The 17,619-nt window shown below is 61.0% G+C and carries 15 protein-coding genes and 1 tRNA gene; 2 read left to right on the top strand and 14 right to left on the bottom strand.

Going from position 1 to position 17,619, the window contains the following annotated elements; all coding sequences use genetic code 11:
• The first annotated feature begins 176 nt into the window (after positions 1 to 176).
• Both metK and trmB read left to right on the top strand, forming a co-directional pair.
• Positions 177 to 1,415 carry a methionine adenosyltransferase gene (metK, locus tag QO005_RS07855; RefSeq protein WP_307157451.1) on the top strand — a complete coding sequence of 413 codons (1,239 nt, stop codon included), beginning with the start codon at positions 177 to 179 and terminating at the stop codon, positions 1,413 to 1,415.
• A 144-nt stretch (positions 1,416 to 1,559) separates the two neighbouring features.
• Positions 1,560 to 2,261 carry a tRNA (guanine(46)-N(7))-methyltransferase TrmB gene (gene trmB / locus QO005_RS07850; protein WP_307157450.1) on the top strand — a complete coding sequence of 234 codons (702 nt, stop codon included), beginning with the start codon at positions 1,560 to 1,562 and terminating at the stop codon, positions 2,259 to 2,261.
• Between the two features lie 141 nt (positions 2,262 to 2,402).
• Here trmB and scpC read toward each other — a convergent pair whose 3' ends face one another.
• From scpC to QO005_RS07780, 14 genes are all read right to left on the bottom strand, one after another.
• A complete protein-coding gene (scpC, locus tag QO005_RS07845; protein WP_307157449.1) occupies positions 2,403 to 3,893 on the bottom strand; it encodes a succinyl-CoA:acetate CoA-transferase ScpC in 1,491 nt (496 codons plus the stop codon).
• A gap of 278 nt (positions 3,894 to 4,171) precedes the next feature.
• Positions 4,172 to 4,567 (bottom strand): hypothetical protein, encoded by a 396-nt coding sequence (locus QO005_RS07840; protein ID WP_307157448.1) that lies wholly within the window; start codon positions 4,565 to 4,567, stop codon positions 4,172 to 4,174.
• A 359-nt stretch (positions 4,568 to 4,926) separates the two neighbouring features.
• Positions 4,927 to 5,871, bottom strand: a complete 945-nt coding sequence (locus tag QO005_RS07835) for an acetamidase/formamidase family protein (protein ID WP_307157447.1) — start codon at positions 5,869 to 5,871, stop codon at positions 4,927 to 4,929.
• A 74-nt stretch (positions 5,872 to 5,945) separates the two neighbouring features.
• Positions 5,946 to 6,923 (bottom strand): ABC transporter ATP-binding protein, encoded by a 978-nt coding sequence (locus QO005_RS07830; protein WP_370878021.1) that lies wholly within the window; start codon positions 6,921 to 6,923, stop codon positions 5,946 to 5,948.
• Positions 6,920 to 7,945 carry an ABC transporter ATP-binding protein gene (locus QO005_RS07825; RefSeq protein WP_307157446.1) on the bottom strand — a complete coding sequence of 342 codons (1,026 nt, stop codon included), beginning with the start codon at positions 7,943 to 7,945 and terminating at the stop codon, positions 6,920 to 6,922. The genes QO005_RS07830 and QO005_RS07825 overlap by 4 nt, the downstream gene beginning before the upstream one ends.
• Before the next feature lie 3 nt (positions 7,946 to 7,948).
• Positions 7,949 to 8,920 carry an ABC transporter permease gene (locus QO005_RS07820; protein ID WP_307157445.1) on the bottom strand — a complete coding sequence of 324 codons (972 nt, stop codon included), beginning with the start codon at positions 8,918 to 8,920 and terminating at the stop codon, positions 7,949 to 7,951.
• A gap of 12 nt (positions 8,921 to 8,932) precedes the next feature.
• Entirely contained in the window at positions 8,933 to 9,970 is a 1,038-nt protein-coding gene (locus QO005_RS07815; RefSeq protein WP_307157444.1) for an ABC transporter permease, read from the bottom strand.
• Between the two features lie 83 nt (positions 9,971 to 10,053).
• Positions 10,054 to 11,763 (bottom strand): ABC transporter substrate-binding protein, encoded by a 1,710-nt coding sequence (locus tag QO005_RS07810; RefSeq protein WP_307157443.1) that lies wholly within the window; start codon positions 11,761 to 11,763, stop codon positions 10,054 to 10,056.
• A 113-nt stretch (positions 11,764 to 11,876) separates the two neighbouring features.
• The gene (locus tag QO005_RS07805) at positions 11,877 to 12,815 is read right to left on the bottom strand and encodes a proline iminopeptidase-family hydrolase (protein WP_370878020.1); all 939 of its coding nucleotides are present in this window, start codon (positions 12,813 to 12,815) and stop codon (positions 11,877 to 11,879) included.
• 40 nt (positions 12,816 to 12,855) lie between these two features.
• Positions 12,856 to 13,455 carry an ANTAR domain-containing response regulator gene (locus QO005_RS07800; protein WP_307157441.1) on the bottom strand — a complete coding sequence of 200 codons (600 nt, stop codon included), beginning with the start codon at positions 13,453 to 13,455 and terminating at the stop codon, positions 12,856 to 12,858.
• On the bottom strand, positions 13,452 to 14,606 hold the full coding sequence (locus tag QO005_RS07795; RefSeq protein ID WP_307157440.1) for a transporter substrate-binding protein: 1,155 nt from the start codon (positions 14,604 to 14,606) through the stop codon (positions 13,452 to 13,454). Before QO005_RS07795 ends, QO005_RS07800 begins: the two co-directional genes overlap by 4 nt.
• A gap of 233 nt (positions 14,607 to 14,839) precedes the next feature.
• The gene (locus tag QO005_RS07790) at positions 14,840 to 15,715 is read right to left on the bottom strand and encodes a DUF5677 domain-containing protein (protein WP_307157439.1); all 876 of its coding nucleotides are present in this window, start codon (positions 15,713 to 15,715) and stop codon (positions 14,840 to 14,842) included.
• A 162-nt stretch (positions 15,716 to 15,877) separates the two neighbouring features.
• A tRNA-Arg gene (locus tag QO005_RS07785) sits at positions 15,878 to 15,954 on the bottom strand.
• Between the two features lie 120 nt (positions 15,955 to 16,074).
• Positions 16,075 to 17,592: an ATP-binding protein gene (locus QO005_RS07780; protein ID WP_370878019.1), complete on the bottom strand. Its 1,518-nt coding sequence runs from the start codon at positions 17,590 to 17,592 to the stop codon at positions 16,075 to 16,077.
• Positions 17,593 to 17,619 lie beyond the last annotated feature (27 nt).

The following is a 17,619-nucleotide window of genomic DNA, read 5'->3' as shown; positions in this document are numbered from 1 at the left end:
GGGGGTGTTTGCAGGAAAAGTGGGAACCAGTTTTCCGTCTGAAAACATGTAGAAACTCTAATCGACGGCGTTAGGGAATTGCTCACATAAAGATATATTTATGTCGTTCTGTCCCTTGTTTTTGAACCGGAGAGGCTCTAACACAGAGTCGTTTGGTTCATTGAGGGGAATCCCGCATGCGCACCGCCTATCTGTTTACGAGTGAATCCGTTTCCGAAGGTCATCCCGACAAGGTCTGTGACCGAATTTCCGACGAAATCGTCGATCTGGTCTATCGGGAGGCCGCCAAGACCGGTGTCGATCCCTGGACTGTGCGCATTGCCTGCGAAACCCTTGCCACCACCAATCGCGTCGTGATCGCCGGCGAGGTGCGCTTGCCGCCGAGCCTGATGAAGACGGACAAGAACGGCAACGAGGTGATCAATCCCGCCAAGTTCAAGTCTGCCGCCCGCAAGGCCATTCGCGATATCGGCTACGAGCAGGATGGTTTCCACTGGAAGACCGTGCGCATCGACGTGTTGCTGCATTCCCAGTCCGCCCATATCGCCCAGGGCGTGGACAAGGCTGCCGACCAGAACAACAGCGAAGGTGCCGGCGACCAGGGCATCATGTTCGGCTATGCCTGCCGTGAAACGCCGGACCTGATGCCGGCGCCGATCTATTATTCCCACAAGATCCTGCAATTGCTCTCCGCGGCCCGCAAGAAGGGCGAGGGGGAAGTGGCCAAGCTCGGCCCCGACGCCAAGAGCCAGGTGACCGTGCGCTATGTCGATGGCAAGCCGGCGGAAGTGACCTCCATCGTGCTCTCCACCCAGCATCTCGATGAAAGCTGGGATTCGGCAAAGGTCCGCGCGGTTGTCGAGCCCTTCATTCTGGAAGCGCTGGGCGATCTCAAGGTCGCTGCCGATTGCAAGTGGTATATCAACCCCACCGGCAAGTTCGTCATCGGTGGGCCGGACGGCGATGCGGGCCTTACGGGCCGCAAGATCATCGTCGATACCTATGGCGGTGCAGCTCCCCATGGCGGCGGTGCGTTCTCGGGCAAGGATACCACCAAGGTGGACCGGTCTGCGGCCTATGCCGCCCGCTACCTTGCCAAGAATGTCGTGGCAGCCGATCTTGCCGACCGTTGCACCATCCAGATCTCCTATGCCATCGGCATTGCCCAGCCGCTGTCGATCTATGTCGACCTGCACGGCACCGGCAAGGTTTCGGAAGATCAGGTGGAGGCTGCGATCCGCAAGGTGATGGATCTGTCGCCGTCGGGGATTCGCCGTCATCTCGACCTTAACAAGCCGATCTATGCCAAGACCTCCGCCTACGGCCACTTCGGCCGCAAGTCCGGCCGTGACGGTTCCTTCTCCTGGGAGAAGCTCGACCTCGTGAAGCCGCTCAAGCAGGCGATTGACGGGTAAGATTGCCGGTCATTGAAGCTGGCTGCGGATATTGCTTTTTTGATGATCTCAAGCCAATGAGGCGAATGAGATATCAGGAACGCTGTCAGGGCGTGGATGTGGTGTACATCTTCGCCTTGAATTGATAGTGGAAAGCATGAGTGCATGAGCGAAGACGCACGCCGCAGCCGGGCGACCGAGGCCTTTTTCGGTCGCCGCAAGGGAAAACCCCTGCGTGAGCAGCAGGTGGGCCGCATGGCCGATCTGTTGCCGCTGCGCAAGGTCGATCTCGATCAACCGGCACCGGCGAGGCTCGAGACGCTTTTTCCCGTGCCGGTGGAGCGGCTGAGGCTGGAAATCGGCTTTGGCGGCGGCGAACATCTCGCCCATCGCGCCCGCACCTCTCCTGAAACCGGCTTTATCGGCGTCGAGCCCTTCGTCAATTCCATGGCCAAACTGCTGGCGGTGATCGAGACCGAAGGCCTGCCGAATATCCGCGTCTATGATGACGATGCCACGCAATTGCTGGACTGGCTGCCCGATGCCTGCCTGGACCAGATCGATCTTCTCTATCCCGATCCCTGGCCGAAAAAGCGGCACTGGAAGCGCCGCTTCGTGTCTGAGGTGAACCTTCAGCGCTTTCATCGCGTGCTGAAGCCCGGAGCCCTGTTCTGCTTTGCGTCCGACATCGACACCTATGTCAACTGGACGCTGATCCATTGCCGCGATCACGGCGGCTTTGCCTGGGAAGCGCGCTCCAGCGCCGATTGGCTCACCCCCTATGAAGGCTGGCCGAGCACGCGATACGAGGCCAAGGCGCGCCGCGAGGGACGGTCTTCCGCCTATCTGACCTTTAGGAAGATATAAGACCGGCGATCCGGCTTATAGGAACGGTCATTGAAAATGACCGTTCCTATTCCCTTTTCGAATATCTCAAGCCCCTGATGCATTTGAGATATTCGAAATTCCTTCAAGGCGAGGATGCGTATGCATCTTCGAGCCTTGGTATCACGTCCGCATCGTCCCTTTTTCCCGCAGCGCCTGGTGCCAGGAGAGGGCTTCCTCGATCAGATGCGGCGTCTGGCCGCCGCGCGTCAGCGCACGGTCGAAATAATCCTGCAACTGGTCCCGATAATCCGGGTGGGCGCAGTTGTGAATGATAAGGGCGGCGCGTTCCCGGGGGGCGAGGCCGCGCAGGTCCGCCAATCCCTGTTCCGTGACGATGATGTCCGTATCGTGCTCGGTATGATCCACATGGCTGACCATCGGCACGATGGAGGAGATGGCGCCGTTTTTCGCCAGTGACTTGGTGACGAAGATCGACAGGTAGCCATTGCGGGCAAAATCGCCGGAGCCGCCTATGCCGTTCATCATGTGGGTGCCGCCGACATGGGTGGAATTGACATTGCCGTAAATATCCACCTCCAGCGCCGTGTTGATGCAGATGATCCCCAGCCTGCGGATGACCTCCGGGTGATTGCTGATTTCCTGCGGGCGCAGCAAAAGATGGTGCTTGTACTCGGCAAGCCTTGGCAGGACCTTCTGGTACATCTCAGCGGAAAGCGTGATGGAGGAGGCCGAGGCAAAGGTCAGTTTACCGGCATCCATCAGTTCGAAGGTCGAATCCTGCAGGACCTCGGAATACATTTTCAGGTCGTGGAAGGGTGAGTCGAGAAAGCCATGCAGCACGGCATTGGCAATGGTGCCGATGCCGGCCTGAAGCGGCAGCAGATCATAGCCCATGCGCCCGGCCTGCACTTCCTTGAGAAGCAACGCTTTCAAGTGGTCGGCAATGGCATTGGTCTCGTCATCCGGCGGCTGGATGGCGGCGGAACTGTCGTGCTTTTCCGAGACGACGATGGCGGCGATCTTTTCCGGCGGCACCGGAATATAAGGCAGGCCCACCCGGCTTTCGGGCGTCACCACCGGGATCGGCATGCGGGCCGGACGCCGCGAGGGAATATAGACGTCGTGCAGGCCTTCCAGCGTCACCGGCTGCGACAGATTGAGCTCGACGATGATCTTGTCGGCCAGAATGGCGAAGCTGGCGGAATTGCCGATGGACGTGGTCGGCACGATGCCGCCATGTTCGGTGATCGCCACGGCTTCCACCACGGCAATGTCCACCGGCGGGATCTGGCGGGTGCGCAATTGCTCCACCGTTTCGGAGAGATGCTGGTCGATGAACATCACCTCTCCGGCATTGATGGCCTTGCGCAGGCCCGGATCCGACTGGAACGGCATGCGCCGCGCCAGCACATGCGCCTCGGCCAGCGTCTTGTCGAGATCGTTGCCCAGCGACGCGCCGGTCAGCAGGGTGATCTTCAGCGGATGCTGGCGTGCGCGCTCGGCCAGCGCCAACGGCACGGCCTTGGCCTCGCCAGCCCGGGTAAAGCCGCTCATGCCGACCGTCATGCCATCCTGGATCAGGCTTGCAGCCTCATCCGCCGTGCAGAGCTTTTCGAGAAGCGGTTGAAAACGGATCCGGTCGCGCAGCATTGTCTCTTACATCTCCATCGGCGGCAGCTGAGCGGGAGCCCGCGCAGCAAGCCTCAAACCTCCGCCATCCCCCTCCAACATCAGAAGGAGGCAGATGGTCGCTCAGGCACCATGAAATGACAGCGCGATCATACCCTTGATATTTCGCAAAACGACCAGCATGGCTGATATGCGCCACACGCATATCGGCATCATCATCAAAGCTGTCCGGTCAGAGCGTTTCTACGCATTTCCGGAGGGAAAACCGGTTTCCACTTTTCTCGGGACAATGCTCTAGGTCAGGGCTTTGCAGAGCCGGAGGCGGAAGAAGGAGAGGCCGCAGGCTCCCCACTCGTCTTTGCCGCCGAGGCGGCGGGCTCTGCGGGAGCGGGGTCCGGCACTGCAGAGGCGGCGATTTCCTCATAGGCTTCCTTGGCCCGTTGCAGGTCGGATTCGCTTTCACTGCGGTCCCCATTCAACAGGGCGAGCAGCACAAGGGCAGGGGGATGAACGACGTTGAGGACCATCTTGTCCTCGACATTGTTGCTGCGTTCAGCGTCACGCGCCAGCCGGTAGGTTTCCCGCTCCAGAAAGCTCAGGCCTTCCATTTCGGTCTCATCCACGGTGGCGCGCGGAGGGGATGCGGGCTGAACCGCCGCGGATGTCTGAACTGAGCCAATAATCGGATCCGGCATCTGCATACCCTTTGCGCGGATCAGACGCCCTCCGTCCTTACGCCGCACATGATGAGATTCTCAACATGGCTTCCGAAAGGTCACGGTTTGCCGCTGCCCCGCGGTTGCCCCACACACTGCTGCCGTCCCACATCCCCCACATTCCAGGATCGGGACAGACAGCCACATCCCCAATGTGCGAAGTGTAGGAAAGAAATCTTCACTTTTTGCTAACAGAACACCATAAATTGCGCTGGCTGTGTCGGGGTGAGAAGCGTGCGTCCCGATTCGCAACGCAGCGTTGGCCTGGCAAGATGCGTGTGGAGGGCTTAGGCATGTCCGGGTGGAAAACCGGTTTCCGCTTTTCTCTGGACAAGGCTTTATTGCAGCACGATACGCGGGAAATAGAAGCTCACCACCCAGTTGGGCAGGTCTACGATTTCGCTGATGCGCAGGTCGCCGCAGACCGAGCAGAGCATATAGGCATCCACCGCCGTCATGCCGTGTTCGTCGGCAAGCAGGTCCACCATCCGCATCACCGCCTCGCGCGCGCCCGTCATCAGGTCCGGGCCGATGCCGGTCGTTACCTCGTAACCTGCACCGTCCAGATGGCGGGTCACCGGTTCCGTCACGGTGACGCGCGGGCTCTGCAGCGGGCGGTTCTTGATGAGGTCGAGCGTCAGTTCCACGTCCATCCGGCTTTCGATGGCGGTGCCGCAAACCTCGCCATCACCCTGGGCGGCATGGGTATCGCCGATGGAAAATAACGCGCCCTCGACCTCGACGGGGAGATAAAGGGTGACGCCCGCCGAAAGGTCGCGAATGTCCATATTCCCGCCCACCCGGCGCGGCGGCACCACGGAATGCAGGCCGGGCTCGGCAGGGGCAAGGCCGATGGTGCCGGCAAAGGGCTTCAGCGGCACCCGTCCGCCAGGGCCGTAAAGTGCTGGTGCAAGCGAGGCCGGATCATAGTGCCACAGATGCAGGGCCGGCTCCTTGAACTGGTCGGCCAGCAAGCCGAAGCCCGGGATATTGGCGGTCCAGCCGAGGCCGGAGGGATGGAATTTCCGAAGCGTCACCTTCACCACGTCGCCGGGTTCCGCGCCTTCGATGAAGACAGGGCCGGAGACCGGATTGATACGGGAAAAATCGAGCGCAGCCAGTGTGTCCAGCGAGGCGTCCGCGCCGATCTGCCCGCCGGAGGAATCCATACATTCAAACAGAATGGTCTCGCCGGGTTTTGCCACCAGGGTCGGCTCAAAATCCCGGTTCCAGCCGAAATGGTGGCTGGCGCGATGGATGGTGTGTTGGCAGGTGATGCACATCGGTGTGGTCTAACCTCCTGATTTTACGCATTTTCGAACGAAAAACCGGTTTCCGCTTTTCTCCGGACAGTGCTTTATTCCAGCGGGAAATGGCAGGCGACGCCATGGGCGCCGGGTTGGAGAGCGGGGCGAACCTGCCGACACAGCGGCTGCACATGCGGGCAGCGTGTGGAGAATTTGCAGCCGGAGGGCGGGCTGAGCGGGCTTGGAATTTCACCGCTGAGCAGGATGCGCTCCTTGCGCTGCCGCAGATGCGGCTGCGGAATGGCCGAGAGCAGGGCGCGCGTGTAGGGATGGCGCGGATGGGCATAGAGCGCGTCCGTTTCGCCGATCTCGACGATCGAGCCGAGATACATCACCGCCACGCGGGTGGAGACCTGCCGCACCACCGCCAGATCATGGGCGATGAACACATAGGTGAGGTTCAGCCGCTCCCTGAGATCGCTGAACAGATTGACGATCTGCGCCTGCACCGACACATCGAGCGCCGAGACCGGCTCGTCCGCCACGATCATCTTCGGTTCCACGGCAAGCGCCCGGGCAATGCCGATGCGCTGGCGCTGGCCGCCGGAAAATTCATGCGGATAGCGGTCGAGATATTCGCGGCGAAGACCGACCAGATCCATCAGTTCCCGCAGCCTGTCCTCCACCGCCGCGCCCTCGCGGATGCGATGCACCTTCAACACCTCGCCCAGCACGTCGCGCACCTTGCGGCGGGGGTTGAGCGAGGCAGAGGGGTCCTGGAAGATCATCTGCATCTGGCGGCGCACCCGCTTCAGGGCGGCGCCATCGGCCTTGGTAATGGTCTCGCCGTCGAAGTCCAGTTCACCGGAGGTGATCTCGTAGAGCCTTGTCAGGCAGCGGCCAAGGGTGGATTTGCCGCTGCCGGATTCGCCGACAAGGCCCAGCACTTCCGCCGGAAACACCTCGAGATCGACGGCATCCACCGCCTGCAGCAGACGGCCTGAGCCGGGGCGCATGGTCTTACCCACGGTGAAGTGGCGGGTCAGGCCACGGGCGGCGAGCAGCGGAGCCTGGTTCGTCATCGTCATGCCTCGGTCTCCAGGGTCAGTTCGTTTTCACGCAGCGCCACGCGCTCCGCCGGGTCCAGAACGCACAGCGCGGACTGGCTGCCGAGGCGGTGCAGCGGGGGATGACGGGCGCAGTCAGGCCGGGCAAAGCGGCAGCGAGGCGCAAAGCCGCAGCCGTCATCGATCCGGTCGGGTGTCGGCGGCATGCCGGGAATGGACCGGAGCCTCGCAAGGCGGGGCCCGGTCAGCGGCGGGATCGACCCCATCAGCCCCCAGGTATAGGGATGCAGCGGATTGGCGAAGACGGCTTCGGTCGGCCCGCGCTCGACGATGCGCCCGGCATACATGACGGCCACCTGATCGGCCACTTCCGACACCACGCCCATGTCATGGGTGATGAGAATGATCGCCGAGCCGAAATCCTTGCGCAGCCTGAGCAGCAGGTCCAGCACCTGCGCCTGCACGGTGACGTCCAGCGCCGTGGTGGGCTCGTCCGCCACCAGCAGAGCCGGATTGCAGGACAGCGCCATGGCGATCACCGCCCGCTGGCGCATGCCGCCGGAAAGCTGGTGCGGATAGCGGTCCACCGCCTCGCCGGGATTGGACAGGCCCACCTCGCCCAGAAGTTCGATGGCGCGCAGCCGGGCGGCCCGCGCCGAAATCGCCTCATGGGCGCGAATTTGCTCGGCGATCTGCCAGCCGATGGTATAGACCGGCGTTAGCGCCGTCATCGGGTCCTGGGAGATCAGACCGATATCCTTGCCGCGAATGCGGCGCATGCGGCTGGCCGGCAGTTCCAGGATCCGCTGGCCCCGAAAGCTGACGGTGCCATCCACCCGCGTGGTTTTGGCATCATGCAGGCCCAGCAGCGACAGCAGCGTCACCGATTTTCCGGAGCCGGATTCGCCGACAATGGAGAGGATTTCTCCTTCCCGCACGGAGAAGGAGACATCGCGCACCGCCCGCACGAAGCCGCGATCGGTGGCAAACGAGACGCTGAGACCGTTCACGTCCAGCAGCATGGGTTTTTCCGCCATGGTCATGGGTCAGTTCCCCCGCACACGTGGATCGATCAGCACATAGACGATGTCCACCAGCGCATTGGCGAGCACCACGAAGAAGGAGGCATACATCACCGTGCCGAGGATCATCGGCAGGTCGAGGTTGAGCAGCGCCTGATAGGTGAGGCGGCCAACGCCGTTCAGCCCGAAGACCACTTCCGTCAACAGCGCCGAGCCGCCGACCAGCGAGCCGAAATCCAGCCCGAACATGGTGACGAAGGGAATGAGCGAGGTGCGCAGCGCATGCCGCAGCATCACACGCGCCGGGCTCAGTCCCTTGGCACGCGCCGTGCGGATGAAATCCTCCTGATAGGCTTCCACCAGATTGGCGCGCAGCACACGGCCATAGATGCCGATGTAAAGGGCCGCCAGCGTCATCCAGGGAATGATCAGCGTGGTGAACCAGCCGACGGGATCACTGAACAGCGGCTTGTAGCCAAGTGCCGGCACCCAGGAAAACAGAAAGCTGTCGTGAAACCGGCTCTGGGAGACGAGGTTCATCACCTCGCCCAGCCAGTAGACCGGCATGGAAACGCCGATCAGCGCCAGCACCATCAGCCCGCGATCCAGCGCCGTATCGCGGGCCAGCGCCGCCACCACTCCCACCGCCACGCCGCCGATCACCCAGAGCACGGCGGCCCCCAGCACCAGCGACAGCGTGACGGGCGCGGCCTTGGCCACTTCCGGCACCACCAGCATGCCGCGATTGACGAAGGAGGCGAGGTCTTGCGTGATGAACAGGCGCTTCATCATGATGCCGTATTGCACCGGCAACGGCCGGTCGAAGCCGAACTCCTTGCGGATGGCCTCAACGGTTTCCGGCGAGGCATTGCGCCCGGCGATGCGGGCGGCAGGGTCGGCGCCCGGGGTGGCGAAGAAAATCAGGAACACCAGCGCGGAGATGCCGAAGAGCACGAACAGCATCTGGGCCAGTCTCTGGACAATGGCTGTGAGCATGGCACGGTCCTCTCAGATAATCTTGGTGCGCGGATCGAGCGCGTCGCGCACGCTGTCGCCCAGCACGTTGAGCGCCAGCACCGTCAGCACGATGGCAATGCCGGGCGCCAGCGCCACGGCGGGGCGGCTGTACAGCAGGCCCTGGCCATCCTGGATGATGGTGCCCCAGCTCGCATCCGGGGCCTGTACGCCGATGGACAGGAAGGAGAGCGCCGATTCCGTGATGATGTTCAGCGCCATCATCAGCGGGATGAAGACGATCAGCATGGTGGAGACGTTCGGCAGGATGTCCTTGAGGAGGATGCGCCATTTCGGAATGCCAAGGCCGATGGCCGCCAGCACGAATTCGCTGTTCTTCAACGACAGCACCCGCCCGCGCACGGGCCGGGCGACATAGGGCACGTAGATGATGCCGATAATGCCGATGGGCAGCAGCAGGCTGTTGGCGTTGATGACGATTGGCCCCAGCACGAGGCCTTTGGAGATCAGCACGATCGATAGCGAAATCGCCAGAAGATAGACCGGAAAGGCCCAGAGAATATCGAGAATGCGGGACAGCACCATATCGACGATGCCGCCGAAAAAGCCTGCGGAAATGCCGAGAAGGGCGGCCAGCAACAGACAGATGGCCGTGGAGGACGCTGCGATCAGCAGCGAATTGCGCCCGCCATAAAACAGCCGTGCCGCCACATCCCGGCCCTGACTGTCGGCACCGAGGAAATATTGCGCCTCAAAGGTGGGGCCGATGGGGGTGACGCCGAGGCCGAGACCCTCGGTGGAGGGCTGCATGATCTTGACACGCTGGCCATCGAGCGTGATGCGGCCGCTGAGATTGGAGCGAAAGGGATCGGTCCCGGCAATGGTCGAAGCATAAAGCGGGGCGGCCAGGCTGGAGACAATAATGACCAGCAGCACGAGGGCGGCGGCAATGGCTGCCGGGTCTCGGCTCAAAAGCCGCCATGCCCTTCGCCATGGACCCATGCCGCCTCGGCTTGCCGGGGCGTCTGCGGCAGCCGGCAGGGCTGCGGCTGGCCGGGAAACATCATTCATCTCGCTCATCCTGACAGCTGAACATAAAAGGGAGCCGCGGCGGCGGTGCGGCGCCGCCGCGGCACGGGGTCATCCAGACAGGGTCACTTGACCCAGGCCTGCGAGATGACCCAACGGTTCTGCTTGTTGAACAGGTAGTTGCCGAGGCGGGCGGAGCTGAAGTTGACGCTCTTTGGCGTAAACAGCGGCACCAGCGGCGACTGCTCCATATAGGCGTGGTCAATCTTGGCCCATTCGGTCTCGGCAGCCTCCGGCGATTTCAGCGACAGCGTCATCGCCGCCTTCATCTGGGCATCGAGATCCTTGTTGCAGTAACCGGCGATGTTGATGGAGGAATCGCTGCCGGGATGGATGCTGTCGCAGGAGAGCAGCACGTTCAGGAAGTCCGACGCGGCGGGATAATCCATGTACCACTGCGTCACGCTGATCTGCACATTGTTGTTGGTGTTCTGGATATAGGTGAACTGGATGTTGGAGGAGATCGCCTTCATCGAGGCGTCATAGCCGAGATCGGTCAGCAGGCTCTGCACATAGGTGCCGATGGCGCGGCCCACGGCATTGTCCTCGGCAATCACCGTCACCTTTTCACCGGCGGTGCCGCTTTCCTTCACCAGCGCCTTGGCCTTGTCCATGTCCGGTTCGCTCCAGCTCTCACCCGGGTTCTTGGTGTAGAGGCAGAAGGGTTTGTAGCCGGGGAAGTCCGGCGGCAGGATCTGGCAGGTGGGAGAACCCAGCACGTCGCCACCGTAAAGGCCGACCACGGCATCGCGGTCCACCGCATAATTCAGGGCCTGGCGCACCTTGATGTTGTTGAAGGGGGCCAGATTGGTGTTCATAGGCAGGTACCAGAAGGCCGCCAGCGGATCGATATGCATCTGCTTGGCGTATTTCGCGCCCAGTTCCGGCAGGCGGTCGGCGGGCGGCGGGTCGAACATCCAGTCCACCTGGTTGTTCTGGATGGCATTGATGATCGCCTCTTCCGTCATGCCGAACTTGTAGACGATCTCATCGACATAGCCTTCCGGCTGGGCATCGGCGCTCCATTCCTTGAAATGCGGATTGCGCTTCAGCACCATGCTGTCATTGGGGTTATAGCTGTCGATCATATAGGGGCCGGTGGCTGGCAGCGGCGTGGTGCCGGCATCCTTGGCGGGCGTATCCGCCGGCAGAATGCTGGCATGCGGCACGGCCATCTTGGCGAAGAATTCCGAATCCGGCTGCGTCAGGTTGATGGTGACGGTGCCTGCCGCGTCATCGGCGATCACACCGCCCTCCAGCGTGCAGTTTGCCGCATCGGCAATGCATTTGTCGGCCCCGACAATGCCGTTATAGAAGCTGCCGGTGGTCGGGCCGTTGACCTTGAAGATGCGCTGGAAGGAGGCCGCCACATCCGAGGGCTTCAACTCCTTGCCGTTGGAGAACATGATCCCCTTGCGGATCTTGAAGACATAGGTCTTGCCGTCGTTCTGGGCTTCCGGGATCGCCTCGGCAACGTCCGGCACGATCTTGAAGCCTTCCGTGCCCGCTGCCTGCTTGAACTTGACCAGCCCGTCATTGGTCATCTGGAACACCTGCCAATACTGGCCGGTGTAGTTGATAGCCGTATCCAGCGTGCCGGCTGCCGCCACGGCGGCCAGCGTCATGGTGCCGCCGCGATGCTTCGCCATCAGGTCGGCGCGCTCATCGGCGCGTGCCGGGGCGGTCAGGGCGGTTGCGGTGGCCAGTGCCAATGCGGTCAGGGATAAGGCCTTGCGGCAGGTGATCCGGTTCGATGTTTTGAAGCCCATCATCATGCTATCTTGTTCCCTCTGTTCTTGTGGGTGTGATCAGGCGGCTTGTGCTGGCATTTCCGGCACAGCGTCGGTCCGGAAATGCCTGAACTCATGTGGTCTGTCGGATCCCGCGCTCACGCGACCTCGTCCAGGAAGGCCGAGACATGCGCCATGCAGGCCTCTCGCTCCTCCACATGCGGCATGTGGCTGGAATGCTCGAAAATCCGCCAGCGCACGTCCGGAATTTCATCGGCATAGGGCTGAACGCAGGCTTCGGTCGCCTCGTCATACTTGCCGGAAATCAGCAGCACCGGCACATTGATGGTCGATAACCGGCCCTCGATGCTCCAGTCCTTCATGGTGCCGATGACGTGGAATTCGTTCGGCCCGTTCATGGTGTGGTAGACGGTGGGGTCGGCGGCAATCGCGTCAAAGGTGCGCTGCACTTCCGGCGGCATCGGCACGATGCGGCAGACATGGCGCTGGTTGAACACATCGGTCGCCTTCGCATAGGCTTCGCTGTCGGTGGTGCCGGCTTTTTCATGGGCAAGAAGCGTCGCCTGAACATCGGCCGGCAGATCGGCGCGCAGGCGGTTGGCCTCCGCCACCCAGGTCTTCAGCGAGGCGGGCGAATTGGCGATCACCAGCGCCTTCAAGCCTGCCGGCCGGTCCACCGAAAATTCCGCCCCCAGCATTCCGCCCCAGGACTGGCCCAGCAGGCAATAGCCGCCACGAAGGCCGAGGTGGTCGATCAGATTGTGCAACTCGGCCTTGAAGAAGTCGACCGTCCAGAAATCTCCGCCTTTTTCCGGCAGATGGGTGGATTTGCCATTGCCCACCTGATCGTAGTGCACGACCGCGCGACCGGTAGCGGCAATGTCCTTGAAGCTGTCCACATAGTCGTGGGTGCAGCCGGGACCACCATGGGCGACGATCAGCGGTGGCTTGCCGGATTTGAGATCTCCGGTGATGCGATACCAGGTCTGGTATTCGCCATAGGGGGCGTAGCCTTCTGTGATTAACACGCGCGTCTTACTCCTTCTTTCATGGTCACATCGAGTGTTTCCGGTCATCGGTTGCTGATGTCCGGTTCGATGCTTTCGACTTATCTGTTCAGGACGGTTTCGTGCCCTGTCGTGCCGTGGGGGCGGGGGAACAGAGAGAGGAAGCGGCGTCCTCTATGGTCATGCCGCTCTCCATCGCCAGCAGGCGCAATTGCCGCCAGGCGGCGGCCTCGTCGCGCGCGCCCTGGCGCAGCAGTTCCAGAATGGCATGCACCACCACGGGCCGCTGCCTGAGACGATTTTCCAGCGCCCGGATATCATCCGCCTGATGGCGCTCGGCCTGATGGGCATGGGAGGCGATCAGCAGGGCGCTATAGGCCCCGGTAGAGCCGATGGGCTTCAAGAGATGGGCATTGCAGCCCTGGGCCAGCGCCCATTCGATCCGGCCCGGCGCTTCGGAGCCGATCAGGGCGATCATCGGCATCGGCGCAAAGCCGGCGGGCCAGGGAAACTGTCCGTCATGGCCCATATCGGCATCGAAAAAAACCACGTCAGCCTCGGCATGGGCCGAGTCCAGCTGCGGCCAGACCACGGACACGCGAATATGCATCAGTTCCAGCTGGCGGCGCAGCGCCTCCACCGAGGGGTGGTCCCGGTGCAGGATCACGGCGTGCCATTGGGCAAGGGAAGGGCGGCGCGGGCGGTTCATTTGATCACCTTGAGCGGGGGCGGGGTGATGGTTCTGCGGGGGGCATGCAAGAGATAGGGATCGGCTTCCACCGGCGTCGGCGCGCTCTGGAACAGGTTGAAATGTCCCTTTTCATCCGAAAGGGCGAGGTGGGGGATCAGCGCGGCGTGATGCGTGCGGCTATTCACCTCAACCGGACCGATCGGCGTTAAAAACCTGCGGGCGGTGACCATGCGGCGGATGGCGTCCGGCGCATCGGTTCCCGCATCGGCAATCGACTGCGCCAGCATGGAAACCGCCACATAGGCCGAGGCAAAGGGCGTGGTGTAGCGGCGCTCCCTGCCGAAACGCTCTGCCATGCGGGCCTTGAACGCCCGGTTTTCCGCCGTCGGCAGATCGTCGAAATAGGTTGCCGTGGTGATGTGACCCGCCCGCTGCGTCGGTGTCAGCATCGCAAGATCGGTTTCGCAAAGATTGCAGGCCACCACCGGGGTCTCGCCCGCCTCGAACTGCTGATCCCGTTGCCGCAAGCCGTCATAGGCCGCGAGGAAGGCTGCTGCCGATTGCCCGACCAGATTGCTCAGGATGAAATCCGGCCTGGTTTCGCGGATTTCCGCAATCAGATGATCAACATCCGTCGCCCCCAGCGGCACGAAACGCTCGGCAATGACCGTGCCGCCGGATGCCTCGGTGAATTCCCGGGCAATGCGGCTGATCTCCCAGCCCCAGATATAGTTGGAGCTGACAATAAACGGCCTCTGCCCGAAGCGCGGCAGCACATGGTCGAAAAGCGGCACCAGATGCTGGTTGGGACAGGCGCCAAGATAGACGATGCTATCGCTTGCCTCATAGCCTTCATAGGGAAAGGCATACCACAGCAGCGCCCGATAGCGCTCCATGACCGGCAGGACCTCCTTGCGGCTCCAGGAGGTGATCGTTCCGATGATATGCTGGCAGCCCTCGTGGCGAATGGCCGTCTCCGCCAGCAGCGCATAGCGCTCGGCACTGCCAGCCGGATCGGCCAGTTTCGGCTCCAGCCGAAAGCTAAGGCCTGCATTGCCATTGACCTCGGCAATCGCGGCCATGGCACCATCCACCGCCTCGCGCCCCAGCGCGGCATAAACGCCGCTGGTCGAATAGAGGAGGGAAATCGGGATGGTCACGCGGCTCATTCTCTGCCTTCCGGTTCAGACCCTCCCCGAAAACAAAAAAAGCCCCGCCCCGTTAGCAAACGGGTGACGGGGCTTATTTGCCATCGGCGTCAAGGCCATGTTGGACCTGACGCTATTGCCAGATTACTTTCTAGTCAACAGGTTTTTATGCTTGATTTTTGGGCGCTTTGCTTCGGAAGGTGCCGCAAAAACTAGGCAGATGAGGTGGGTGCGCAACCTGGAGATGACCGTGACTAATTTTTCGGATAGAGGCCTTCATAAAAAGCTCGCTGGCTGTCGTTGAAGGCAGCTTGAATGGGTTCAGCTAGCTTTTCCGTACTTTGGAAGGCTTCATAAAACCGGTTCTTGTCATCGAACTCACCTTTAAAGTGATGGCGCAATGCCTCAGCGCAGAGCCATGTCAAACTGACCTGATCGCTTAAAATTCTTGAAATGTGACCTGCTTCAAGATGTAGTAACTCATCCTTCGAACGTAATGCGCGGTCGGTCATCAGGTCTAGAGCTGTGCTATCTGCATGAGCGAGATGGCTGCACATGCCGTAGAGGTGCAGCATACTTTTAATGCCAACGAGAGGTTTGCTATCAACAACTCTACCGTCAAGCGAAGCTATTATTTCCGAGAAAGACCACTTCTGCTCCAATCGTTTTCGTTCGGCCTTATTTCCTGTGGAGCCGAAATCGAAAACACGTTCATCATTCAATGCTTGGAATATTGCAGTAGGGACCGTATCAGTCTCTAATATTTCAGCACAGAATTCTGCTTTCCTTGCTCTTCGCTTGTTACCAATTGAGCCCAGCTTGTCCCAGAACTCTTTTAAGAGCTCGGGCTTTTCTTTGTCGTCTGCTAGGCAAATAAAAAGTATTTTTGCAGATGTTTCATAGAGGGACCGCATTATGATTTCAGCGTCCCATGAATACCCCCAGCTTACCAAAAACGATACCGCCTGATTTCGATCCGATAAGTAAACAAAGAGTCGTTTTAATGTTTGGGTTACATCAGGGGTGAGGGTGCCGTATCGCGCAAAAAGTCCCGCGATTTCATCTCTTATAACTGCATGAGCTTGCAAGCTTGCCTCTTGAAGGAGTCTTAACGGAGATTCCTCAGTCATAGTTAAAGCCTCAAAACACTAATAAGCATTCGGGGAAAACCCGCCGAAGCAATCATAAGGGTTTTAAAGGAGTGATCACATCGAAATTCGCAATTATCACGCGTTTTCGTAAGCGCTGTATAAGCGACTTTTCGACTGCGTGAACTCATAGGAAAAAGGAAATGGCGCACCCGAAGAGATTCGAACTCCTGACCCCCAGATTCGTAGTCTGGTGCTCTATCCAGCTGAGCTACGGGTGCGCTTGCCAACCTTCCGTCGGCGTGAGCGATCCTCTAAAGCGTCCTGCGTCCGAATGCAAGCCTCTTCGCGCAAAATTTTGCCGGGCAATTTCAATTTCAGCGCAAGCATTTGATTGTTAATCAAGATTGCCCATTTGCGCGACGGCGAAATTCGTCCAGCATGGCGGGCTGATCCGGGATCTCTATCCGGAACTGCGTGCCGGGTCCCGGCTTTTCGACAAGCGCAATCGTGCCGCCATGGGCCAGAACCAGTTCCCGGGCAATGACGAGGCCGAGACCTGTGCCGCCGGAGCGCGCCGAGCCGCGAAAGGCCGAGAACAGGTTTTCTCGCGCCTTTTGCGGCATGCCGGGGCCGTTGTCATCGACGGTGATGGCCACAACGCTGCCGATGCGCTGGGCCGAGAGCGTGATCCGCCCGATCCCGCCGGGCGCTTCGGTGATGAAGCCTGCCAGCGCCTGAGAGGCATTACGGCAGAGATTATGGATGACCCGCAGCAATTGCTCGCTATCGGCCTCTACCTCAAGCTCGGGGGTGATCTGGTCGACAAATTCGATATCCGGGCCCAGCGCCAGCATGTCCCGCAGATCCTGGCAGATGAGATGCAGGGCAAAACGGCGGCGTTTGGGTGCCGCTTCCGAGGCCTGGCCGTAGGTCAGGACTTCCGTGGTGTAGCTGACGGCCCGGTCGATGGTGCGCACCAGTTTCGGGGCGAAGCTTTTCACCAGCGGATCTTCGACATCGGAGAGCCGGTCGGACATCAGCTGCGCCGAGGCAAGGATGTTGCGCATGTCATGATTGATCTTGGAAACGGCAAGGCCAAGATCGGCGAGATTGCGCTGCTGCCTGAGCGTTCTCTGCAACTGCGTCTGCATCGATCCCAGATGGGCTGCGACGAAGGCCAGTTCGTCCCGCCCCGGGAAGGGCTGGATGACATTGGCCGGATTTTCCGGATCGCGGGCAAAATCTTCGATATTGCGGGTCAGGCGACGCACGGGGCGGATCAGCAGCCGGTTGACCGAAACGAACAGCAAGACGCCGGTGATGAGGGAAATCAACAGGGAGTAGATGGCGATCTTTGCGGAATATTGCAGCAGCGCCCGGCGCAATATGCTGTCTTCCATCACCACTTCCACCTGCATGGCGGTTTCGCCAATGGGGCCGCTGACGCTGATCATGCGGTGGCCGCCGAAGAGCAGCGTGTCCAGCGCGTCCTTGATGGCGGTCAGCGTGTCCACATCGGTGAGATCATACTGGCTGTCCAGTTGCTGCGGCATTTCCCCGCTGACGGCCAGAAGCCGCGAGGTGCCTTCCTTGCGCAGCACGATGGCCTTGGTGCCGGTGGCCGCCAGCGTGTCCTGCTGCACGTCCTCAGGCAGTTCCACCGATTGCAGGCCATCGATCACCACGGCGGCGGCAGCGGATTTGTTGAGATTATTGCGCAGCCAGTTGAGCCGCATCGAGGCGATGGAGGGGGCGAAGATCAGCACTTCCGCCAAAAGCACGAAAATCACCGTCAGCACCAGCAGCTTGCCGGAAAGGCCCCGCAGACGGCTCGGCATCCGCAGCGACAGGCGCGAACCGCCTTTGTCCTCGCTTTCGGCAGGCCGGGTCTTGTCCCACGTGTTCAGACCGAACATCAAGGCCTCTTCACCGTTCGGAAGCCC

Origin of the sequence: Allorhizobium paknamense (assembly GCF_030815125.1) — a bacterium.
Classification (GTDB): Bacteria; Pseudomonadota; Alphaproteobacteria; order Rhizobiales; family Rhizobiaceae; genus Allorhizobium; species Allorhizobium paknamense.
Note: the sequence above shows the minus strand (reverse complement) of the source record. Positions and strands in the feature narration are given on the sequence as shown.

Excerpts from the sequence above, each read along its gene's own strand:
- metK (WP_307157451.1), top strand. The coding sequence starts at position 177 with ATGCGCACCGCCTATCTGTTTACGAGTGAATCCGTTTCCGAAGGTCAT.
- trmB (WP_307157450.1), top strand. The coding sequence starts at position 1,560 with ATGAGCGAAGACGCACGCCGCAGCCGGGCGACCGAGGCCTTTTTCGGT.
- scpC (WP_307157449.1), bottom strand. The coding sequence starts at position 3,893 with ATGCTGCGCGACCGGATCCGTTTTCAACCGCTTCTCGAAAAGCTCTGC.
- QO005_RS07840 (WP_307157448.1), bottom strand. The coding sequence starts at position 4,567 with ATGCCGGATCCGATTATTGGCTCAGTTCAGACATCCGCGGCGGTTCAG.
- QO005_RS07835 (WP_307157447.1), bottom strand. The coding sequence starts at position 5,871 with ATGTGCATCACCTGCCAACACACCATCCATCGCGCCAGCCACCATTTC.
- QO005_RS07830 (WP_370878021.1), bottom strand. The coding sequence starts at position 6,923 with ATGACGATGACGAACCAGGCTCCGCTGCTCGCCGCCCGTGGCCTGACC.
- QO005_RS07825 (WP_307157446.1), bottom strand. The coding sequence starts at position 7,945 with ATGACCATGGCGGAAAAACCCATGCTGCTGGACGTGAACGGTCTCAGC.
- QO005_RS07820 (WP_307157445.1), bottom strand. The coding sequence starts at position 8,920 with ATGCTCACAGCCATTGTCCAGAGACTGGCCCAGATGCTGTTCGTGCTC.
- QO005_RS07815 (WP_307157444.1), bottom strand. The coding sequence starts at position 9,970 with ATGAATGATGTTTCCCGGCCAGCCGCAGCCCTGCCGGCTGCCGCAGAC.
- QO005_RS07810 (WP_307157443.1), bottom strand. The coding sequence starts at position 11,763 with ATGATGATGGGCTTCAAAACATCGAACCGGATCACCTGCCGCAAGGCC.
- QO005_RS07805 (WP_370878020.1), bottom strand. The coding sequence starts at position 12,815 with ATGACCGGAAACACTCGATGTGACCATGAAAGAAGGAGTAAGACGCGC.
- QO005_RS07800 (WP_307157441.1), bottom strand. The coding sequence starts at position 13,455 with ATGAACCGCCCGCGCCGCCCTTCCCTTGCCCAATGGCACGCCGTGATC.
- QO005_RS07795 (WP_307157440.1), bottom strand. The coding sequence starts at position 14,606 with ATGAGCCGCGTGACCATCCCGATTTCCCTCCTCTATTCGACCAGCGGC.
- QO005_RS07790 (WP_307157439.1), bottom strand. The coding sequence starts at position 15,715 with ATGACTGAGGAATCTCCGTTAAGACTCCTTCAAGAGGCAAGCTTGCAA.
- QO005_RS07780 (WP_370878019.1), bottom strand. The coding sequence starts at position 17,592 with ATGTTCGGTCTGAACACGTGGGACAAGACCCGGCCTGCCGAAAGCGAG.